A 17,325-nucleotide genomic window follows, 5' to 3' on the forward strand; every position below is an offset into this window, starting at 1 on the left:
CAGAGACAATTCTTCACCGGCGGTCAAGCCGGGGAGATCGTCTGGAGGAAACATGATCCGATGGTTGGCCGGCCTGATCGGCTTTGGTCTTGCCGCGACGAGCGCGCTTGCGGCCGATCCCGTCACGATCGGCGTCGGCTATCTCGCAATCGCCGGCACCCGATCAACGCTGTCGCTGGCCGAGCAGCCTGCCGAGAACGACGGCCTCGCCGGCGCGCGCCTTGCCATCGAGGACAACAACACCACCGGGAAATTCACCGGCCAGCGCTTCACGCTGGAGGAGCGCCGCATCAGGGAAGGCGAGGACGTGGCGCAGGCTGCGACCGCGCTCGCCGAGAAGAACGGCTTCATCATCGCCGACCTGCCCGCCGATGCGCTGTTGAAGGTCGCGGACGCCTTGCGCGACCGCGGCACGCTGCTGTTCAACGCCGGCGCGATCGACGAGCGGCTGCGCGAGACCGATTGCCGCGCCAACGTCATCCACACCGCGCCGACGCGTGCGATGCTCGCCGACGCGCTCGGCCAATATCTGGTGTGGAAGAAGTGGTCGCGCTGGCTGCTGGTGGTCGGCTCGCACGACGAGGACAAGCTGTTCGCGGATGCTATCAGGCGCACCGCGGCGCGGTTCGGCGCCAAGATCGTGCAGGAGCGAACCTTCGAGGACAAGGGCGGGGCGCGGCGCACCGATAGCGGCGTAGCGCAGATCCAGCGTCAGATCCCCGTCTTCACGCAGCAGGCACCGGCCTATGACGTGCTGGTCGCCGCCGACGAGAGCGAGGTGTTCGGCGCCTATCTGCCCTATCGCACCTGGGATCCGCGCCCGGTCGCCGGCTCCGCCGGCCTCGTGCCGCGCAGCTGGGACGCATCGCAGGATCAGTGGGGCGCGATCCAGATGCAGAACCGCTTCATCAAGCTGAATTTGCGCCGGATGACCGCGCGCGACATGCAGGCCTGGACGGCGGTGCGCATGATCGGCGAAGCCACCTCGCGCACCAATTCCGGCGAGGTCAGGAAGGTCACCGATTTCATCAAGGGCCCGGATTTCTCGGTCGCCGCCTTCAAGGGCACGCGGCTGACCTTGCGCGACTGGAACCTGCAGCTGCGCCAGCCGATCCTCCTGGTCGACGGCCGCATGGTGGTGTCGGTGTCGCCGCAGGAAGGATTCCTGCACCAGGTCTCCGAGCTCGACACGCTCGGCTACGATCGCCCGGAGAGCAAATGCAAGCTGAAATGAGGATGCAGATGTCGCGGATGTGGCGTGTTGGACTTCTCTCCGCATTGGCGCTGGCGGCAGCCCCAGCGCATGCGTTCATCGCCTATGTCTCGAACGAGAAGAGCAATACGGTCTCGGTGATCGATACCGACAGCTGGACCGTGACCAAGACCATCAAGGTCGGCCAGCGTCCGCGCGGCATCGACCTTACCCGCGACGGCAAGTTCGTGATGGTCGCGGTCGGCGACGACGACACCATCCAGGTAATCGACGCCAAGACGCAAACCGTGGTGGACAGCCTGCCCTCCGGTCCCGACCCCGAGCTGTTCGCGCAGGATGCCGCCGGCAAGACCCTCTATGTCGCCAACGAGAACGACAACACGGTTACGGTGATCGACCTCGAGAAGCGCGCCCGGCTCGGCGACATCCAGGTCGGTGTCGAGCCCGAGGGCATGACCATCAGTCCGGACGGCAAGACGCTGATCAACACCTCGGAAACCACCAACATGGCGCATTTCATCGACACCGCGTCGCGCCAGATCGTCGCCAACGTGCTGGTGGACGCGCGGCCGCGCTACGCCGAGTACAAGCATGATTCTTCCGAGGTGTGGGTGTCCTCGGAGATCGGCGGCACTGTCTCGATCATCGACCCCAAAAAGCACGAGGTGATCGGCAAGGTCACGTTCGAGATTCCGGGCTTGCGCAAGGAGGCGATCCAGCCGGTCGGCATCGGCATGACCAGGGACGACAAAACCGCGTTCGTCGCGCTCGGCCCCGCCAACCGCATCGCCGTGGTCGACGTCGCCTCGCGCAAGGTGACGAAATATCTCCTGGTCGGGCAGCGGGTCTGGCACATGGCGTTCACGCCGGACGAGAAATATTTGCTCACCACCAACGGTGTGTCGAACGACGTCTCCGTCATCGACGTCGCCGCGCAGAAGGTGATCAAGACCATTCAGGTCGGCGAGCTGCCCTGGGGCGTCGCGATCGCGCCATGACCAGCCCCGCCCCGATCGCCGAAGCCCAGGAGACGCCGAGACCCGAAGAGGCCGCGGTGCCGGCATTGTCGATCGACGGTGTCAGCCATGCCTATGGTCCGCGGCGCGCATTGATGGACGTGTCCTTCAACGTCCAGGCCGCAAGCTTCACCGCACTGCTGGGACTCAACGGCGCCGGCAAGAGCACGCTGTTCTCGCTGATCACGCGGCTGTTCGGCATCCAGTCCGGCCACGTCGGCATTTTCGGGCACGACGTCAGCAAGAGCCCGGGCGAGGCGCTGCGGCTGCTCGGGGTCGTATTCCAGCCGCGCACGCTCGATCTCGATCTGTCGCTGACGCAGAACCTGCTCTACCACGCCGCGCTGCATGGCATCGGCCGCCGCGAGGCCTCGGCGCGCAGCGCCGAGCTGCTCGGCCGGATCGGCCTTGCCGATCGCGCCGCAAGCAAGGTGCGCGACCTCTCGGGCGGACAGATGCGGCGGCTGGAGATCGCCCGGGCGCTGCTGCACCGGCCGCGCCTCTTGCTGCTCGACGAGCCGACCGTCGGCCTCGACGTCAAGGCGCGCGCCGACATCATCAGCCACGTGCGGCAGCTCGTGACCGAGCAAGGCATCGGCGTGCTCTGGGCCACGCACCTGTTCGACGAGATCATGCCCGATGACGATCTCGTGGTGCTGCACCAGGGCAAGGTGCTGGCGCAGGGACCGATGAACCGCGTCGTCGCGGAAGCCGGCGCGCAGGACGTCAACACCGCCTTCATGCGCCTGACCGGCGCGCAAACCATGCCTGGAGGCGGCGCATGAGCAGCATCACGACGCGCGAGGCGCCGCGCGGCTTCTCGTTCGCCGAGTACATGACCTGCCTCAGCGGCATCGTCTGGCGCGAGGGCCTGCGCTTCCTGCATCAGCGCGAGCGCTTCGTCTCGGCGCTGGTGCGGCCTCTGGTGTGGCTGTTCATCTTTGCCGCCGGCTTCCGCCAGGTGCTCGGCATCTCCATCATCCCGCCCTACGAGACCTACATCCTCTACGAGGTCTATATAGCGCCGGGACTGATGGCGATGATCCAGCTCTTCAACGGCATGCAGTCCTCGCTCTCGATGGTCTATGACCGCGAGATGGGAAACATGCGCACGCTCCTGGTGAGCCCGCTGCCGCGGGGGTTCCTGTTGTTCTGCAAGCTGCTCGCGGGCACCGCGGTATCGCTGCTCCAGGTCTATGCGTTCCTGCTGATCGCCTGGCTCTGGGACATCACCCCGCCGCCCCAGGGCTATCTCACCGTGCTGCCGGCGCTGATCCTGTCGGGGCTGATGCTGGGCTCGCTCGGCATGCTGATCTCGTCGGGCATCAAACAGCTGGAGAACTTCGCCGGTGTCATGAACTTCGTGATCTTCCCGATGTTCTTCGCCTCCTCCGCGCTCTACCCGCTCTGGCGCGTGCAGGAGGGCAACCCCTATCTCTATTATCTGTGCGAGGCCAATCCGTTCACCCATGCGGTCGAGCTGATCCGTTTCGCGCTGTATGGCCAGATCAACTGGATCTCGCTGGCAGTGGTCGCTGCTTGCACAATCGTCTTCATGATCGGCGCGATCCTGGCCTATGATCCCTCGCGCGGGCTGGCGCGACGCGGGCCTGCGGGAGGCGAAGGATGATTGTTCGGGTTCTGGTCACCTCTGTACTGGTGCTCGCTTTCGCGAGCACGACGGCGCACGCCGCCGATCCGCGCTATCCGGACTGGCCGTGCACCCAGGCGAAGGTGCCCGAGATCTCGCTGGCGGCCGTGTGGGGCGGTCCGCCGCTCGACGACGTCCAGAACAAATGGAAGGACGACGCCAAGATCAGCGCGCTCGTTGCGAAACTGGCGGCGCGCAAGACGCCACTGGATGAGGCGGAAAAGCTGGTGAAGGAGTTTCTCGCGGGTTCCGCTGCCGACAAGACCGCGAACGCAAAGCTGCTGTTCGCCGGCCTGTTCGACACGCTCAACGCCCAGCGCTCCCAGGTCATGAACGGACTCGAGCGAGTCAGCCGCAAGCAGCGCGATGCCGCCGACAAGATCCGCGAGGAGGCAATTCAGCTCCAGGCCCTGCAAGGGGCCACACCGCGTGACGAGGCCAAGGTCCAGGCGCTCAGCAACGAGCTGATCTGGAAGACCCGGATCTTCGAGGACCGTAACAAGGTGGTGCGCTTCGTCTGCGAGGTTCCAACCTCGCTCGACCAGCGCCTGTTCGCGCTCGGACGCGTCATCCAGCAGGAAATGGAATAGCGTCAGTTACGCTGACCGCTCACGAAAAGTTCCCGCAATCGCCCCGGCAACGTTAACCTTTCGCCGCGCTATGTGCCGGAACCAAATCGATTTATGATGGCTTGTCGACGTGAACTCAAGACGTCGGGAGGCCTCGATGGGAACCACAAGAATCATGTTTGCGGGCGCTGCGGTCCTCAGCATGCTCGCAGCCAGCGCCTTTGCTGACGACATGACCGGGATGATCACGCGGATCGATCGGCTCAACGGCACGATTTCGATCCAGCAGACCCAGAAGGGCACGGTCGGCGCCAGCACAGGCAGCGCCGGCGCGCTCCAGGAGTACAAGGCCAAGGATGCGGCGATGCTGGATGCCGTCCATGCCGGCGACAGGGTGAGCTATTCTGCGACCGAGACCAACGGTACGGGCACCTTGACGAAGCTGCAGAAGCAGAAGTAACGGCGCAGGCGCCTGATCTCTCCTGCTTGCATCAATGTTGCTCCGGCCGCGGCTCCGGCTGCGCCTCTTCCGTCGGCAGCTTCGCGCCCTCCCAGCCGTCGGTGCCGTCAGGATACCAGGCGATGTTGGCATAGCCGTAAGCGAGCGCACGCTTCGCCGCGTTCCAGGACATCCAGCAATCGGCGAGGCAATAGATCACCAGCAGCGCGGCCTTGTCGCCGCGTGAGGCGCGCGCGAGGCCACGCTGAAGATAATCGTCCATGGCGGGCGGCAAGTTGCCGTAGCCGGTGTCCGGCAGCCAGAAGCTGCCCGGAATGTTCCTGCGCGGCGCGTCACGCCACACCGTGCTCACAGGAAGGTTCTTTGGTTTCGGCGCGCGCGGCATCACGTCAACGAAGGTGCCGCTGTTCGCACGCCAGATCGCCTCCGCCTCGCCGGTCGTGAGCACGCGCGCGCCAGCGAGCGTCGCCGGCACCGGCGCGCGATAATTGTCGGTACGATATCCCTCGGGCTCGAACGGCTCCTGCTGCTGCGCCGACGCCGGGGCCACGAGCAAGGCAACGACGAACGCAGCGGCAAGCGGCCGGCTCATGGCGCCTTCTTGGCCGTCTCCGCGCCGAGCGGCCGGTTGTTCTCGTCCAGCAGCGGCACGCCGAAATCGAGCAGGATCTTGTTGATCTCGCCCTGGTTCTCCTGGATCACCCGGTTGAGCTGCCGCTTCCAGTTCTGGTCGGCGGGTCGCACGCCCATGCCGATGCGATAGACCAGCTTGGACCCGGTGGTCTCCTTGACCAGCGGCATGACGTGCAGCGAGGGGCCGGCTTTCTTCGCATAATAGCCGGCCATCGGTCCCCAGAGCACGCCGGCGTCGATCTTGCCGGCAGCGAGGTCGTCGATCATCGCCTGCGCGGAATTGTCGAAGCGCGTGTCGATCATCAGCTGATAGGGCTTTGCATCGCCCATCAGGCCTGCCAACGCCATATTGGTCGCCGGCGGCGTGCCGGCGACGATGCCGATATGCTTACCTTTCAGGCGTGCGTCCTGCAGCGTGTCGACGTCCTCGAGCCCGCTGCCAGTCTTCGCAACCAGTGCATAGGTCGTGCGGTAGTAGGGATTGGTGCCCTGCACGAGGTCGTCGCCCTGCGGGTAGCCCATGATGACGTCGCAGCGATGCGCACCCAGCGTCATGCGCACGAAGCCGGCGGCCTGCGGGAAGAACACGTAGTCCAGCTTCTTCTGCAGCTTGTCCGCCAGAAACTCGGCGAGCTTGTTCTCGAAGCCCTCGCCCTTCTCGTTCGAGAACGGCAGGTTGCGCGGGTCGGCGCAGACGCGCAGCACCTTCGGGTCGACCAGCTCGAATGAGAGATCTCCGGTCTCGTTGGTCTGCGCGATGGCGAGATCGCCATACGCACATGATGCGATCACGATCCAGAGTGAAAACCACCAGCGACGATGTCGTCCGGCCTGCGTCATCGCGCTTCCTCCTCGTTTTGTTTGAATGTAATCCATGCAACGCATGACGCGCCACGTGTGCCAACTTTTGCCGGCTTTGCTTTGTTGCAGTGCAATGAGGCCAATCCTTTGAACTGAGGCGGAAAAGTGTCTCGCATCGCTCTCGTGATCGCAGCCTTGTCCCTGGTAACAGCTACGCTAGCACGCGCCGGGGCGGGCGAATTGCCTGTGAGCGAAGTCGCGCCGGGAATCTTCGTACACTCCGGGGCCATAGCGCTGATGAGCCGCGAGAATGAAGGCGGCATCGCCAATATCGGCTTCATCATCGGAGGTGACGCGGTGGCCGTGATCGACACTGGCGGCAGCCTGCGCGAAGGCGAGGCGCTGCTGGCGGCGGTACGAGCGCGCACGCAAAAGCCGATCCGCTATGTCATCAACACCCATGGCCATCCCGACCATGTCTTCGGCAATGCTGCCTTCATGGCAGAGGGAACCAGCTTCGTCGGCCACAGCAAGCTGCCGCAGGCGCTGGCGAGCCGCGGGCCCTTCTATCTCGACAATTTCAGGCGCCTCATGGGCCCCGAGCTGATCGATCCCGTGAAGATCGTACCGCCGACCCTGCTCGTAACGGACACGCTCACGCTCGATCTGGGCTCGCGCCGCTTGACCTTGCGCGCTTGGCCGGCCGGGCACAGCGACAACGATCTGACCGTGTTCGACGAGAGCACCAAAACCCTGCTTGCCGGCGATCTCGTCTTTCTCGGCCACATTCCGGTGATGGACGGCAGCATTCGCGGCTGGCTCGCCACGCTGAAAGAGTTGGAGACGATCCCGGCGCTGCGCGTTGTTCCCGGTCACGGTCCTGTGAGCGACTGGCCAGCGGCGCTGAGCGATCAACGACGTTACCTGTCAACGCTGCTGTCCGACGTCCGCGCCCTGAACAAGAGGGGCGCGCCGATCCGCGCCGCTGCGGACAAGGCGGCCGCGGACGAGCGGCCGCACTGGCAGTTGTTCGAGGACTACAATGCCCGCAACGCAACTGCAGCATTTTCGGAAATTGAATGGGAATAGCGGGCGCGCTACGCTGGCAGGAGATCAGCTTCACCTAAACCGAGGAGCATGACCATGACGGCATGCACACGCCGCCTGCCCCTGATTGCCCTGCTCCTCGGCATCGCCTTTGCCGTGCCGGCGCAGGCGGACGAGGCCTACGATCCCTGGCCGGGCCTGGTGCAGGACATCTTCAGCAACCGGCCGATGAACGACGGCGCCGAGGTCATCGGCATCGAGATGCCCTATCGCGCCGAGGATGCCGCCATCGTGCCGGTGACGCTGCGCAGCAAGCTGTCGCCCGGCGACAGCAGACGCATCCGTTCGATCACGCTGGTGATCGACCGCAATCCCGCGCCGATGGCCGCGAAGTTCGAACTCGGCCCGGACGCCAATGTCACGGAGATCTCGACCCGTGTGCGCGTCAACAACTACACCGACGTGCATGCGGTGGCCGAGCTCAGCGACGGCCAGCTCTACGTCTCGAAAGTCTATGTGAAGGCCTCTGGCGGCTGCTCGGCGCCGGCTGCAAAGAACGTGGAGGAAGCCAAGAACCGGCTCGGCCAGATGCGCTACCGGCAATTCGCCCGTGAAGAGGGTCCGGCAAGCCGGCTGCGCGAAGCGCAGATCATGATCGGCCATCCCAACAATTCCGGCCTGCAGATGGACCAGGTCACGCAGCTCTATATCCCCGCCTTCTTCATCAACCAGCTCAGATTGACGCAGGACGACAGCCCCGTGCTGTCGATGGAAGGCGGCATCTCGATCTCGGAAGATCCCAACCTGCGCTTCACCTATGTCTCCAACGGCGCCAAGCGCTTTCGTGCGGAGGCCCGGGATACGGACGGGCATGTGTTCCGCAATGAATGGGATGTGGAGAAACCGGGGACTTAGTTTCGTCAGACTTGCGCTGAAGCCCCCTCTCCCCTTGCGGGAGAGGGTGGATCGCCGCGTAGCGGCGAGACGGGTGAGGGGTATGTTTCCGCGCCCACCTGCCTCTCATGCTGGAATATGCCGATAGAACCCCTCATCCGGCGCTTCGCGCCACCTTCTCCCACAAGGGGAGAAGGAAGATCGCACCGTCTGTGCCGCGATAGCTAAAAACACCTCACCTCGGCTTCCGCCTGCGCGCGCCTTAAGTCATTCACCGCCGCGTTGGCCTGCTCCGAGGTGCGAAACTGCACGCCGAGATCGCCGCGCACTTGCGACATGCTGAGCGCGGTCTCGGCGGTAACATAGCGCTCGTAGGGTATGATCGAGGCGACCACGTCGATGGAGCAGGAACATTGCTCGATCGCGGAGCGCGTCTCGCCGTTGGCCTTCATGCAGCCATAGACGTATTCCGCGCGCGCCGCGGTGGGATAATCATTGGCCTCTTCGGCCCGTGCCACGCATACGCTGGCAGCGAGCGCCGTCAATGCGGCGACAATCGGTCGTAGCCGTCCGGCCAGATCCATGCGCGTCCTCCCGCTGGTTGCGACCAAGGCTATGCTATGCGTATTGTGCTGAAAAGCACTCTGTCAGAGGAAACGGCTCACAAGGTGATGACAGTTTTGGCGCGAATTTGGGCGCTCGCAACGGTGCTGGCGCTAGCCGCACCTGCCGGCGCTGCGGACACAATCCGCCTTGCGGTGCAGAAGACCGGAACATTCTCGTGGGAGCTGGCCGCGATCCGAAGCGCCGGCCTCGACAAGGAGGCCGGCCTGGCGCTGGAGGTCACCGAGCTCGCGAGCACCGAGGCCGGCAAGATCGCGATGCGCGCCGGCAGCGCCGACATCATCCTGTCGGACTGGCTGTGGGTGTCGCGCGAGCGCACGCTCGGTGCGAAGCTCACCTTCTATCCCTATTCCAGCGCGCTCGGCGCCGTGATGGTGCCGGCCTCATCGCCGATCAAGACGCTCGCCGACCTCAAGGGCCGCAAGCTCGCGGTCGCCGGCGGGGCGATCGACAAGAGCTGGCTGCTGCTGCAGGCGCGGATGAAGCAGGACGGCGTCGACCTGAAATCGGAAGCAACCATCGTCTACGGCGCTCCGCCGCTGATCGCCGCCAAGGCGCTGGACGGCGAGATGGATGCGAGCCTCAACTTCTGGAATTTCTGCGCCCAGCTCGAGGCCAAGGGTTTCAGGCGCCTGACCGGCATCGAGGACATCTTGCCGAAGCTGGGCGCCAAAGGCGCGGTCGCCGCGGTCGGCTATGTCTTCGACGAGAGCTGGGCGGCGAGCCATAAGGAGGCAGTCGCGCGCTTCATCGCGATGACCCGCAAGGCCAAGGAACTGCTGGCGACCTCGGATGCGGCCTGGGACAAGGTCGCGCCGCTTACCGGCACGACCGATCCCGCCCTGCTCAAGACTTACCGCGATCGCTACAGCGACGGCATTCCGCGCCGGAGCATCGATGACGAGGAAAAGGACGCGCGCGTGCTCTACCGCGTGCTGGCCGAGATCGGCGGCCGCGACCTCGTCGGCCCCGCAGCCGAGCTCGATCCCGGCACCTTCTATCACGCAGTCCCCGGAGACTGAGGTGCTGCGCCTGCTGTCGTTCGCCCTGTTCCTCGCGATCTGGTGGATTGCCGCGCTCGCGGTCGGCGGCGCAAAGCTGCCCTCCCCGCCGGCGGTGCTTCAGGTGATGATCGCGGAAGCATCAAGCGGCGCGCTATTCCTGCATCTCGGCGCCACGCTGGCGCGCGTCGCGCTCGCCTTCACACTCGCGATGTCGCTCGGCAGTGCCATCGGCTATTTGATGGGCCGGGTGAAGCTCGCCGACCGGCTCGGTGATCCCTGGCTGATCCTGCTGCTCAACCTGCCCGCATTGGTCGTGATCGTGCTGGCCTATATCTGGGCTGGCCTCACCGAGGCCGCCGCGATCGCAGCGATCGCCATCAACAAGCTGCCGACCGCCATCGTCACCTTGCGCGAGGGCACGCGCGCGCTCGACCGTTCGCTCGACGAGATGGCGAGCGTGTTCGCAATGCCGCGCTGGCGCGCCTTCCGCCACGTCGTGCTGCCGCAACTGGCGCCCTATATCGCGGCCTCGGCCCGCTCCGGCCTGTCGCTGGTGTGGAAGATCGTGCTCGTCGCCGAGCTGCTGGGGCGGCCGAACGGCGTCGGCTTCGAGATCGGCGTCGCCTTCCAGCTGTTCGACACGCCGCGGCTGCTGGCCTATTCCCTCACCTTCGCCGCCGTCGTGCTCGTCATAGAAACCTTGCTGGTGCAGCCCTTCGAAGCCCGCGCAAACAGGTGGCGGCCCCGTGCGGCTTGAGGTCGATATCACGGGCAAGACTTTCAGGAGTGCCGCGGGCGGAACGCACGAGGTGCTGGCGCCCGTCACGTTCGCGCTGCAATCCGGCGAGGTCGGCGTGCTGATCGGCCCCTCGGGCTGCGGCAAGAGCACGATGCTGCGTATCATCCTGGGACTGGACCACGACTTTGCGGGCCACGTCGCGCGACCGCCGGAGGCACGGATCGGCATGGTGTTCCAGGAGCCGCGTCTGCTGCCGTGGCGCTCGGTCGAGCAGAATGTGCGGCTGGCTGCGCCCGATGTCGCTGATGCCAAGCTCGCCGAGCTCTTCAGGATTTTGGAGCTGGAAGCGCATCGCGACCACTATCCCGGTGAGCTCTCGCTGGGTTTGGCCCGGCGCGTGGCGCTCGCCCGCGCCTTTGCCGTCGAGCCGGATATTCTGGTGCTCGACGAACCGCTGGCATCGCTCGATGACGCTCTCGCCGGACGCCTGCGCGATGAGATTGCAACGCTCGTCGCGAGCCGGCCGGTGATGACGCTTTTGGTGACACACAGCCTGGACGATGCCGTGCGCCTGGGCGACCGGCTGTTCTTCCTATCGCCGCGACCAGCGCGGATCGTGGCCGAGGTGCCTATCGGCATCCCGCGCGACACACGCGGCGAAGCCGAAATTGCGGCGATAAAGGCCGGCCTCGCGCAACGAACTCAAGGCGACCGCACTGAGCGAGATGCCTCATAGCCGGTCGCCTGGCGGACGTGCTAGATTAGCGGGCGGCGGAGCTGATGATGACACGAACAGTCGCCTTCGCAACGCTTGGTCTTGCAGCGCTTAGCCTCGCACTCGTTGCGGTGACGGCGGGCGCGCAGGACATGATGCGTGGCGTCGACCTCACCTCCCCCGCGATGGTCTCGGCTGAAATGACGAGGCCGGAGGTCGAGGCCATGTTGGCCAAAGCGAGCCCAAAGCAGCCTGCCGATTTCACCGGCAAACGCCTGTCGGGTCTCGATCTCTCGGGGCTGGACCTGTCCAACACGGTTCTCCGCGCCGCGCGGCTCAACAAGACAATACTTCGAGACGCCCGGCTGGACGGTGCGATCCTCGATCAGGCGTGGCTGCTGGATGCGGATCTTACCGGCGCAAGCCTGAAGGGCGCCAATCTATTCGCCTCGCAAATGGCCCGCGCGCGTCTCGACGGTGCGAACCTGTCAGGAGCGCGCATCGCTGCCGACCTCACCGGCGCAAGCCTGGTCGGCGCCTCGATCGCGGACGCGAATCTCGGCGCCGATATGCGCAACCAGTCGATGGGACTGATGCGCGCGGTGCTGAGATCCGCCAAGCTGGAACGGCTGAACGCGCGCAACGCCGATTTGTCGCGCGTCGACCTCGAATTCGCAGTCCTCAGGGGCGCCGATCTGAGCGGCGCATCACTGAAAAACGCCCAACTCGGCGGAGCCGATCTGACCGGCGCCATCGTCATCGACGCCGATTTCGACGGCGCCGATCTCGTCTCGGCGAAGCTGATCGCACCAAACGGCCTTGACCGCGCCAAGAATTTCGACAAGGCAAAGAACCGCGAGCGCCTGATCAGGGAATGACGGCGCCCTTTGGGAGGACTGGCTGATGCGTGGGGTTCTTGCTTTGACCGCGTTGTTGACGCTTGCCGGCGAAGCCGCCGCGCAGACCAAGGGCAAGGGCATAAGGCTCTGGAATCTCACGACGGAGACCATCTCCGGCTTCCAGCTCGCACCCGCCGGCAAGACCGACTGGGGTCCGAACCAGTGCCTGAATGACAAGGACAAGGAGGTCGACCACGACGAGCGGTTGCGCATCACCGGCGTCGAGCCCGGCCGCTACGACGCCAGGGTCAGTTACCCCAATGCACGGCAGTGCGTCGTCCGCGATATCGAGATCAAGGCGGATGCAGTGTTCTCGATTGCGGACAAGGATCTGAAGGACTGCACCAAGTAGCGTTCGAACCGATTCTGGCAGCTCACGCCTTGTCGTTCGGGTGCGGATATTCGCAGCGCCACTTCACCGCGTGCCACTTCGGATGCTCACCGACCCATTGCGCGATATAGGGCGGCGCGGCCATCGCGCATTGCCGCGGCGACCCGGAATAGTGGAACACCAGATGCCGCTCCTCGCAGGTCGCAGGCGAGAGCACCGCGCACACAGTCACCACCAGGTCAATCGGGTTCATGCCGGGATCCTCTCGCAAGGGGGCGATGGAGAGATTAGCACATGAAGCTACGCGCGAAGGAGGGGGAAGTTTCATAGCGCCGAAGCCTCGTCATGGCCGGGCTCGGCCATCCACGCCTTGCCTCGTGGAACAAAGAACGTTGATGCCCGGGCCGTCGCCTCGCCGAAGCGGCTTCGGCCGCGTAGCCGGGAGAAGCCCGAGCATGACGACCTTCCGTGTTAGAAGTTCACGCCGAACACCAATCGCGCCTGATGCCGCTCGAAATTGCCGAGGTCGAGATTGCCGCCTGAGCCGGCCGGGCGCCCCCAGGCCTGCATGCTCCAGCTTGCGGTGAGCCGGGAACGCTCGGAGAGCTGGAAATAGGCGGTGGGGCCGACAAACAGGGCCTGGCCTGAGAACTCGCTAAGGCCGATGCCCTCATATTGCCGGAAGTAGCGCATCTCGCCGCCAAGCAGCACATTGGGCCGCACGCGAACCAGGCCGGCAAACGCGGCCCCGATCGTCGAGCTCTTCTCGGATGCCCCTCCAATCTCGAAGCGCGCCCATTCCGGCTGGTAGATCAGGTTGAGGGCGCCGATGGCGAAGTTCGGAATGAGTTCGCGATCGAAGGCGAGCGTAAATTCGGTGCCGTACATCCGCCCTTTCGCGCCGCTGGTCTCGTCGATGCGGTCGCCGTGGAGCTCGGCCGCAATCGTGAAGCCGAATGGTGCGCGCTCACGGTCGAGCAGGCGATAGCGCAGGTCAAGCGAGATGCCCTGGAAGTTGAACTGGCGGCGGTCGTCGATGTCAGGGACGCCGGTAATGTGGTGCAAGCTGGCGGTGCCGCCGACTTCGACACGAAAATTCGGCAGCGGCACCACCTCGATCTCGACCTCATGTTCAAGGGCGCGATAAGCGCCCCCGCCTTTGCCGAAGCGCCCCGTCGTCTGGGTCTGGAATTCGCGCTCGCCGACATTGCCGATATCGGTGCCGATCATGAAGCCGAAGATGTGCTCGGTATCAAAACCTGCCTCGGCGCTGCTGCGCGCCGGCGCCAGCACGATCGCGCACACGATCACCGTCCAGAACTTGCAGGCTCTGCCGCCCATCCCGTGCCCCAAAGGCGCGCGCCGCTGTGATGCGGCAGCAGCGCTGACCGGGCGTCAGCGTAACACACTGCCGCAGAGCACGGTCGAAATTTTGCGGGGAAAGAATTGAAGCCCCTCCACGTGCGGCTTTCGCGCGATCCGCAAAGCATGGAGCACGGCGAGGCGCAGATCCGACACTGCCACGGCTCCGACGGCGTTTGCCATCGAAGCCGCGGCAGGTCGTCGGTCTTACTTGCGCGAGGCGCAGGCGTACATGTTGATTTCCATGCCGACCGGCACTTCCACGATCTTCGGAGCTTTCCAAGCCATTCGGGTCTCCCAAGGTATTGAGCGCGACATCGCGCGGCGAAAAACCTAGGGCTGCGTCGAGTGCAGTTCAAGCCTCGATTCGACTGCCGTCACGTCTGTGCCGATACTTCGCGGCCGCAATTTCTCTCTCGGACAAAGCAAGTTCCCTCCTGGTCAAACACGACCAGCGAGACACCGCCTTGTGCAATGCACCGCGCGTCCAATCGACAACGGTGCCGTCAGCAGTCCTTGTCGGCCATTTCGGCATTCGGCTTGGCGCCCGCGGCGCGCTGAGCCGCCGTCGGCTCGCTCTGCATTTGCCGCTGCGCATCCTCGGACGACGCCGGCGATTCACCGCTGGCCCGGTTCATCGTGCTGGTCGGCGGATGCTGGCTGCTATCGCTCGCCGAACCGGACGTGTGCGATTGCGCGGAGCCCACGGTGACAGGGCCAGAACCGGCATCCTTGTCGGTCTTGTCGGCGCTGGCGCTGCCGGTGTTGCAGGGACCGGCGACCGCAACCCCGGCGCTCAGCGTCAGGATTGCGCAGGCAGCAAGAAGGGAACGCTTCGTATTCATTTGCATCTCCTTTTCTCCCGCAGCGCAGCCCCGGCGCCGGCAGGACATGCGGAGAAACAGGCCGAGCAGCCCGATGTTCCCGAGCGTCAGGCCGGAATGATCGCAAACGTTACGCCCGTCATGCCCGTTCCGCTTGCGGCGCTTCACCGGAGCAATCGTACGAGCGCGCGCCCGGCACGCGAATTCAGCTCCTTCGCATCCAGCGTTCCATCCTTGTCGGGATTGGCTGCATTGAAACGCTGCTCGACCACCGACAGATATTCGTCGAGGGTGAGGGTCCCGTCGCGGTCGGGGTCTGCCGCGGCGAGTTCTTTCGCGCTCAACCGTCCACGCAATTCGCGCGCATCGAGTGTGCCGTCGCGATCGGGATCGAGCTTTGCGAACGAGGCGGCGGCCACCTTCTTCACCTCGGCAAGATCGAGCGTGCCGTCATTGTCGGTGTCGAACAACTTGACCGCATTGCCGGAGGCCGACCACGCCGGACCGGCCGAAAGTGCAATCACAAGTGCAAGGGCAATCGAGCGAGCCGAAATCATCGAGACCTCCCTGACATAGCCCCCAGATCAATGGGGCAGAGCCGAGATAAACCCGCAAGCGGCCCTCGGTTCAAGTCCGGACCTGCAACTTGCGCGCGCCACAACCGGTAGAGATGCATTGCCCTGCTCCCAATAGTGCTTCGCGTCGCGGAATTTCTCAGCGTCTGCGCACAAGTTGGAGTTGCCTTTGTCAGGTTTCCGTCAGGTGACCGCCGACGATATCGGCACGGCAGTTACGACTTTCGTATTGACGCGTTTTGGTTTCCGACGGAGTGTTGCAGCCGCAGCGTCAAAAGGCGCGCATTTTGGGAGGAACGGATGAAACGCTTTGCGATGGCCGCGAGCCTCGTCATGCTTGCGTCAACCTGTGCAAATGCACAAACCACCGAGCAGCTGGTCAAGGGTGCGACCGACACATCGAACGTTCTCAATTACGGAATGGGCTACAATCTCCAGCGCTTCTCGACGCTGAAGCAGATCAACAAGGATACGGTCAAGAATCTCGTCCCAATCTGGAATTACAGCTTCAATGACGATCGGAGCGAGGAATCACAGCCAATCGTCTATCAGGGCGTCATCTACGTCACCTCGCACAATGCCACGATGGCGGTCGATGCCAAGACCGGCAAGCAGATCTGGAAGAGCAAGATCGAATATCCGGCGGAGACGCCGCGAATCGTCTGCTGCGGCATCATTAACCGCGGCGTCGCGATTCACGAGGGCAAGCTGTTCCGTACGACGCTCGATGCCCACGTGGTTGCCATCGACGCCAAGAACGGCAAGGAGCTGTGGCGGCAGAAGGCAGCCGACATCAAGGAAGGCTATTCGATGACGGTGGCCCCGCTCGTTGCCGACGGTGTCGTCATCACCGGCATTTCCGGCGCCGAGTTCGGCACAAGGGGCTTCATCGACGGCTGGGATCCGGCAACGGGCAAGCATCTCTGGCGGACCCATTCGATCCCCTCGCCGGACGAGCCCGGCGGCGACACCTGGAAGGGCGACACCTGGAAGCTCGGCGGCGGCTCGACCTGGATCACCGGCTCTTATGACCCCGAGCTGAACACGATCTATTGGGGCACCGGCAATCCCGGTCCGTTCAACTCGGCGGTGCGCCCCGGCGACAATCTCTACACCTGCTCCGTGCTGGCGCTGGATCCCAAGACCGGCAAGATCAAGTGGCACTACCAGTTCTCGCCGAACAATCCGTTCGACTACGACGCCGTGGCCGAGATGGTGCTCGCCGACGTGAACATCGAGGGCAAGCCGACCAAGACGCTGATGAATGCCAACCGCAACGGCTTCTTCTACGTGCTCGACCGCACCAACGGGAAGCTGCTCGCGGCTAATCCTTACGTGAAGGTGAATTGGGCGACCGGCATCGACATGAAGACCGGACGTCCGATCGAGACCGACATCTCGAAGGACGCACGCGAGGGCAAGAAGGTGACGGTGTATCCCTCGATCCTCGGCGGCAAGAACTGGGAGCCGATGTCGTTCAATCCGCAGACCGGCCTTGCCTATGCCAACACGCTCGCGTTCGGCGGCAGGTACAAGACCGAGCCCGTCACCTACAAGCAGGGCGAATGGTACCTCGGCATGGACCTGACCGACCTCTGGGAATACGGCGACGGGCCGCGCGGCCATCTCAAGGCTATCGATCCCATGACCGGCAAATCGAAATGGGAAGCGCCGAGCGACATTCCGCGCTTCTCCGGCGTGCTCTCGACGGCCGGAGGCGTCGTATTCTCTGGCGCGCTGACCGGCGAGTTCGAGGCCTTCGACGCCGACACCGGCAAGAAGCTCTGGCAGTTCCAGACCGGCTCCGGCATCGAGGGACAGCCGGTGACCTGGCAGCAGGACGGCGTGCAGTATGTCGCCGTGACGAGCGGCTATGGCGGCGTCTACTCGCTGTTCTCCGGCGACGAGCGGCTTGCCAACGTGCCGCCCGGCGGCTCGCTGTGGGTCTTTGCGGTCAAGCAGTAAACA

General features: G+C 64.5%; 22 protein-coding genes. 14 read left to right on the forward strand and 8 right to left on the reverse strand.

Annotated elements, in window-relative coordinates; translation table 11 throughout:
* Positions 1-52: 52 nt before the first annotated feature.
* The 6 genes from I6F16_RS17565 (at position 53) to I6F16_RS17590 (ending at position 4,909) form a co-directional block, all read left to right on the forward strand.
* On the forward strand, positions 53-1,234 hold the full coding sequence (locus I6F16_RS17565; RefSeq protein WP_225112019.1) for an ABC transporter substrate-binding protein: 1,182 nt from the start codon (positions 53-55) through the stop codon (positions 1,232-1,234).
* Between the two features lie 8 nt (positions 1,235-1,242).
* Positions 1,243-2,211 carry a YVTN family beta-propeller repeat protein gene (locus I6F16_RS17570; protein WP_225112039.1) on the forward strand — a complete coding sequence of 323 codons (969 nt, stop codon included), beginning with the start codon at positions 1,243-1,245 and terminating at the stop codon, positions 2,209-2,211.
* Entirely contained in the window at positions 2,208-3,014 is an 807-nt protein-coding gene (locus tag I6F16_RS17575) for an ABC transporter ATP-binding protein (RefSeq protein WP_225112020.1), read from the forward strand. The genes I6F16_RS17570 and I6F16_RS17575 overlap by 4 nt, the downstream gene beginning before the upstream one ends.
* Entirely contained in the window at positions 3,011-3,859 is an 849-nt protein-coding gene (locus tag I6F16_RS17580; RefSeq protein ID WP_225112021.1) for an ABC transporter permease, read from the forward strand. The genes I6F16_RS17575 and I6F16_RS17580 overlap by 4 nt, the downstream gene beginning before the upstream one ends.
* Positions 3,856-4,470 (forward strand): hypothetical protein, encoded by a 615-nt coding sequence (locus I6F16_RS17585; RefSeq protein WP_225112022.1) that lies wholly within the window; start codon positions 3,856-3,858, stop codon positions 4,468-4,470. Before I6F16_RS17580 ends, I6F16_RS17585 begins: the two co-directional genes overlap by 4 nt.
* 136 nt (positions 4,471-4,606) lie before the next feature.
* Entirely contained in the window at positions 4,607-4,909 is a 303-nt protein-coding gene (locus I6F16_RS17590; protein ID WP_225112023.1) for a copper-binding protein, read from the forward strand.
* A 31-nt stretch (positions 4,910-4,940) separates the two neighbouring features.
* On the opposite strand, the gene I6F16_RS17595 is transcribed toward I6F16_RS17590, so the two are convergent.
* Positions 4,941-5,501, reverse strand: a complete 561-nt coding sequence (locus I6F16_RS17595) for a PQQ-dependent catabolism-associated CXXCW motif protein (protein WP_036029396.1) — start codon at positions 5,499-5,501, stop codon at positions 4,941-4,943.
* Positions 5,498-6,382 carry a substrate-binding domain-containing protein gene (locus I6F16_RS17600; protein ID WP_225112024.1) on the reverse strand — a complete coding sequence of 295 codons (885 nt, stop codon included), beginning with the start codon at positions 6,380-6,382 and terminating at the stop codon, positions 5,498-5,500. Before I6F16_RS17600 ends, I6F16_RS17595 begins: the two co-directional genes overlap by 4 nt.
* 126 nt (positions 6,383-6,508) lie before the next feature.
* Here I6F16_RS17600 and I6F16_RS17605 point away from each other — a divergent pair, with 126 nt between their 5' ends.
* On the forward strand, positions 6,509-7,432 hold the full coding sequence (locus I6F16_RS17605) for a quinoprotein relay system zinc metallohydrolase 2 (RefSeq protein ID WP_225112025.1): 924 nt from the start codon (positions 6,509-6,511) through the stop codon (positions 7,430-7,432).
* A 54-nt stretch (positions 7,433-7,486) separates the two neighbouring features.
* Positions 7,487-8,305, forward strand: coding sequence for a quinoprotein dehydrogenase-associated SoxYZ-like carrier (locus tag I6F16_RS17610; RefSeq protein WP_225112026.1), 819 nt, complete (start codon positions 7,487-7,489; stop codon positions 8,303-8,305).
* A gap of 203 nt (positions 8,306-8,508) precedes the next feature.
* On the opposite strand, the gene I6F16_RS17615 is transcribed toward I6F16_RS17610, so the two are convergent.
* Complete coding sequence (locus tag I6F16_RS17615; protein WP_057026627.1) at positions 8,509-8,868, reverse strand: hypothetical protein; 360 nt, start codon at positions 8,866-8,868, stop codon at positions 8,509-8,511.
* An 87-nt stretch (positions 8,869-8,955) separates the two neighbouring features.
* On the opposite strand from I6F16_RS17615, the gene I6F16_RS17620 reads away from it, so the two are divergent.
* Genes I6F16_RS17620 through I6F16_RS17640 form a run of 5 tightly spaced genes read left to right on the forward strand, consistent with a single transcriptional unit; the run spans position 8,956 to position 12,617 of the window.
* Entirely contained in the window at positions 8,956-9,930 is a 975-nt protein-coding gene (locus I6F16_RS17620; protein WP_225112040.1) for an ABC transporter substrate-binding protein, read from the forward strand.
* Position 9,931: 1 nt separating this feature from the next.
* The gene (locus tag I6F16_RS17625; protein ID WP_036007920.1) at positions 9,932-10,669 is read left to right on the forward strand and encodes an ABC transporter permease subunit; all 738 of its coding nucleotides are present in this window, start codon (positions 9,932-9,934) and stop codon (positions 10,667-10,669) included.
* The gene (locus I6F16_RS17630) at positions 10,659-11,387 is read left to right on the forward strand and encodes an ATP-binding cassette domain-containing protein (protein WP_109142936.1); all 729 of its coding nucleotides are present in this window, start codon (positions 10,659-10,661) and stop codon (positions 11,385-11,387) included. Before I6F16_RS17625 ends, I6F16_RS17630 begins: the two co-directional genes overlap by 11 nt.
* A 47-nt stretch (positions 11,388-11,434) precedes the next feature.
* Positions 11,435-12,244, forward strand: a complete 810-nt coding sequence (locus I6F16_RS17635) for a pentapeptide repeat-containing protein (RefSeq protein WP_036007988.1) — start codon at positions 11,435-11,437, stop codon at positions 12,242-12,244.
* A gap of 25 nt (positions 12,245-12,269) precedes the next feature.
* Positions 12,270-12,617 carry a hypothetical protein gene (locus I6F16_RS17640; protein ID WP_085969007.1) on the forward strand — a complete coding sequence of 116 codons (348 nt, stop codon included), beginning with the start codon at positions 12,270-12,272 and terminating at the stop codon, positions 12,615-12,617.
* A gap of 22 nt (positions 12,618-12,639) precedes the next feature.
* Here I6F16_RS17640 and I6F16_RS17645 read toward each other — a convergent pair whose 3' ends face one another.
* The 5 genes from I6F16_RS17645 to I6F16_RS17665 form a co-directional block, all read right to left on the reverse strand.
* Complete coding sequence (locus I6F16_RS17645) at positions 12,640-12,849, reverse strand: hypothetical protein (protein ID WP_036007926.1); 210 nt, start codon at positions 12,847-12,849, stop codon at positions 12,640-12,642.
* A gap of 218 nt (positions 12,850-13,067) precedes the next feature.
* Positions 13,068-13,937, reverse strand: coding sequence for a hypothetical protein (locus I6F16_RS17650; RefSeq protein ID WP_225112027.1), 870 nt, complete (start codon positions 13,935-13,937; stop codon positions 13,068-13,070).
* Positions 13,938-14,165: 228 nt separating this feature from the next.
* Positions 14,166-14,246: a pyrroloquinoline quinone precursor peptide PqqA gene (gene pqqA, locus I6F16_RS17655; protein WP_008562446.1), complete on the reverse strand. Its 81-nt coding sequence runs from the start codon at positions 14,244-14,246 to the stop codon at positions 14,166-14,168.
* 218 nt (positions 14,247-14,464) lie between these two features.
* Complete coding sequence (locus I6F16_RS17660) at positions 14,465-14,950, reverse strand: hypothetical protein (protein ID WP_225112028.1); 486 nt, start codon at positions 14,948-14,950, stop codon at positions 14,465-14,467.
* A complete protein-coding gene (locus I6F16_RS17665) occupies positions 14,947-15,339 on the reverse strand; it encodes an EF-hand domain-containing protein (protein ID WP_036007934.1) in 393 nt (130 codons plus the stop codon). The genes I6F16_RS17660 and I6F16_RS17665 overlap by 4 nt, the downstream gene beginning before the upstream one ends.
* Positions 15,340-15,657: 318 nt before the next feature.
* Between I6F16_RS17665 and I6F16_RS17670 the strand changes: the two genes are divergently transcribed.
* Entirely contained in the window at positions 15,658-17,322 is a 1,665-nt protein-coding gene (locus I6F16_RS17670; protein WP_036007936.1) for a methanol/ethanol family PQQ-dependent dehydrogenase, read from the forward strand.
* Positions 17,323-17,325: the final 3 nt, after the last annotated feature.

Source organism: Bradyrhizobium sp. IC4060 (genome assembly GCF_020193715.1).
Classification (GTDB): Bacteria; Pseudomonadota; Alphaproteobacteria; order Rhizobiales; family Xanthobacteraceae; genus Bradyrhizobium; species Bradyrhizobium yuanmingense.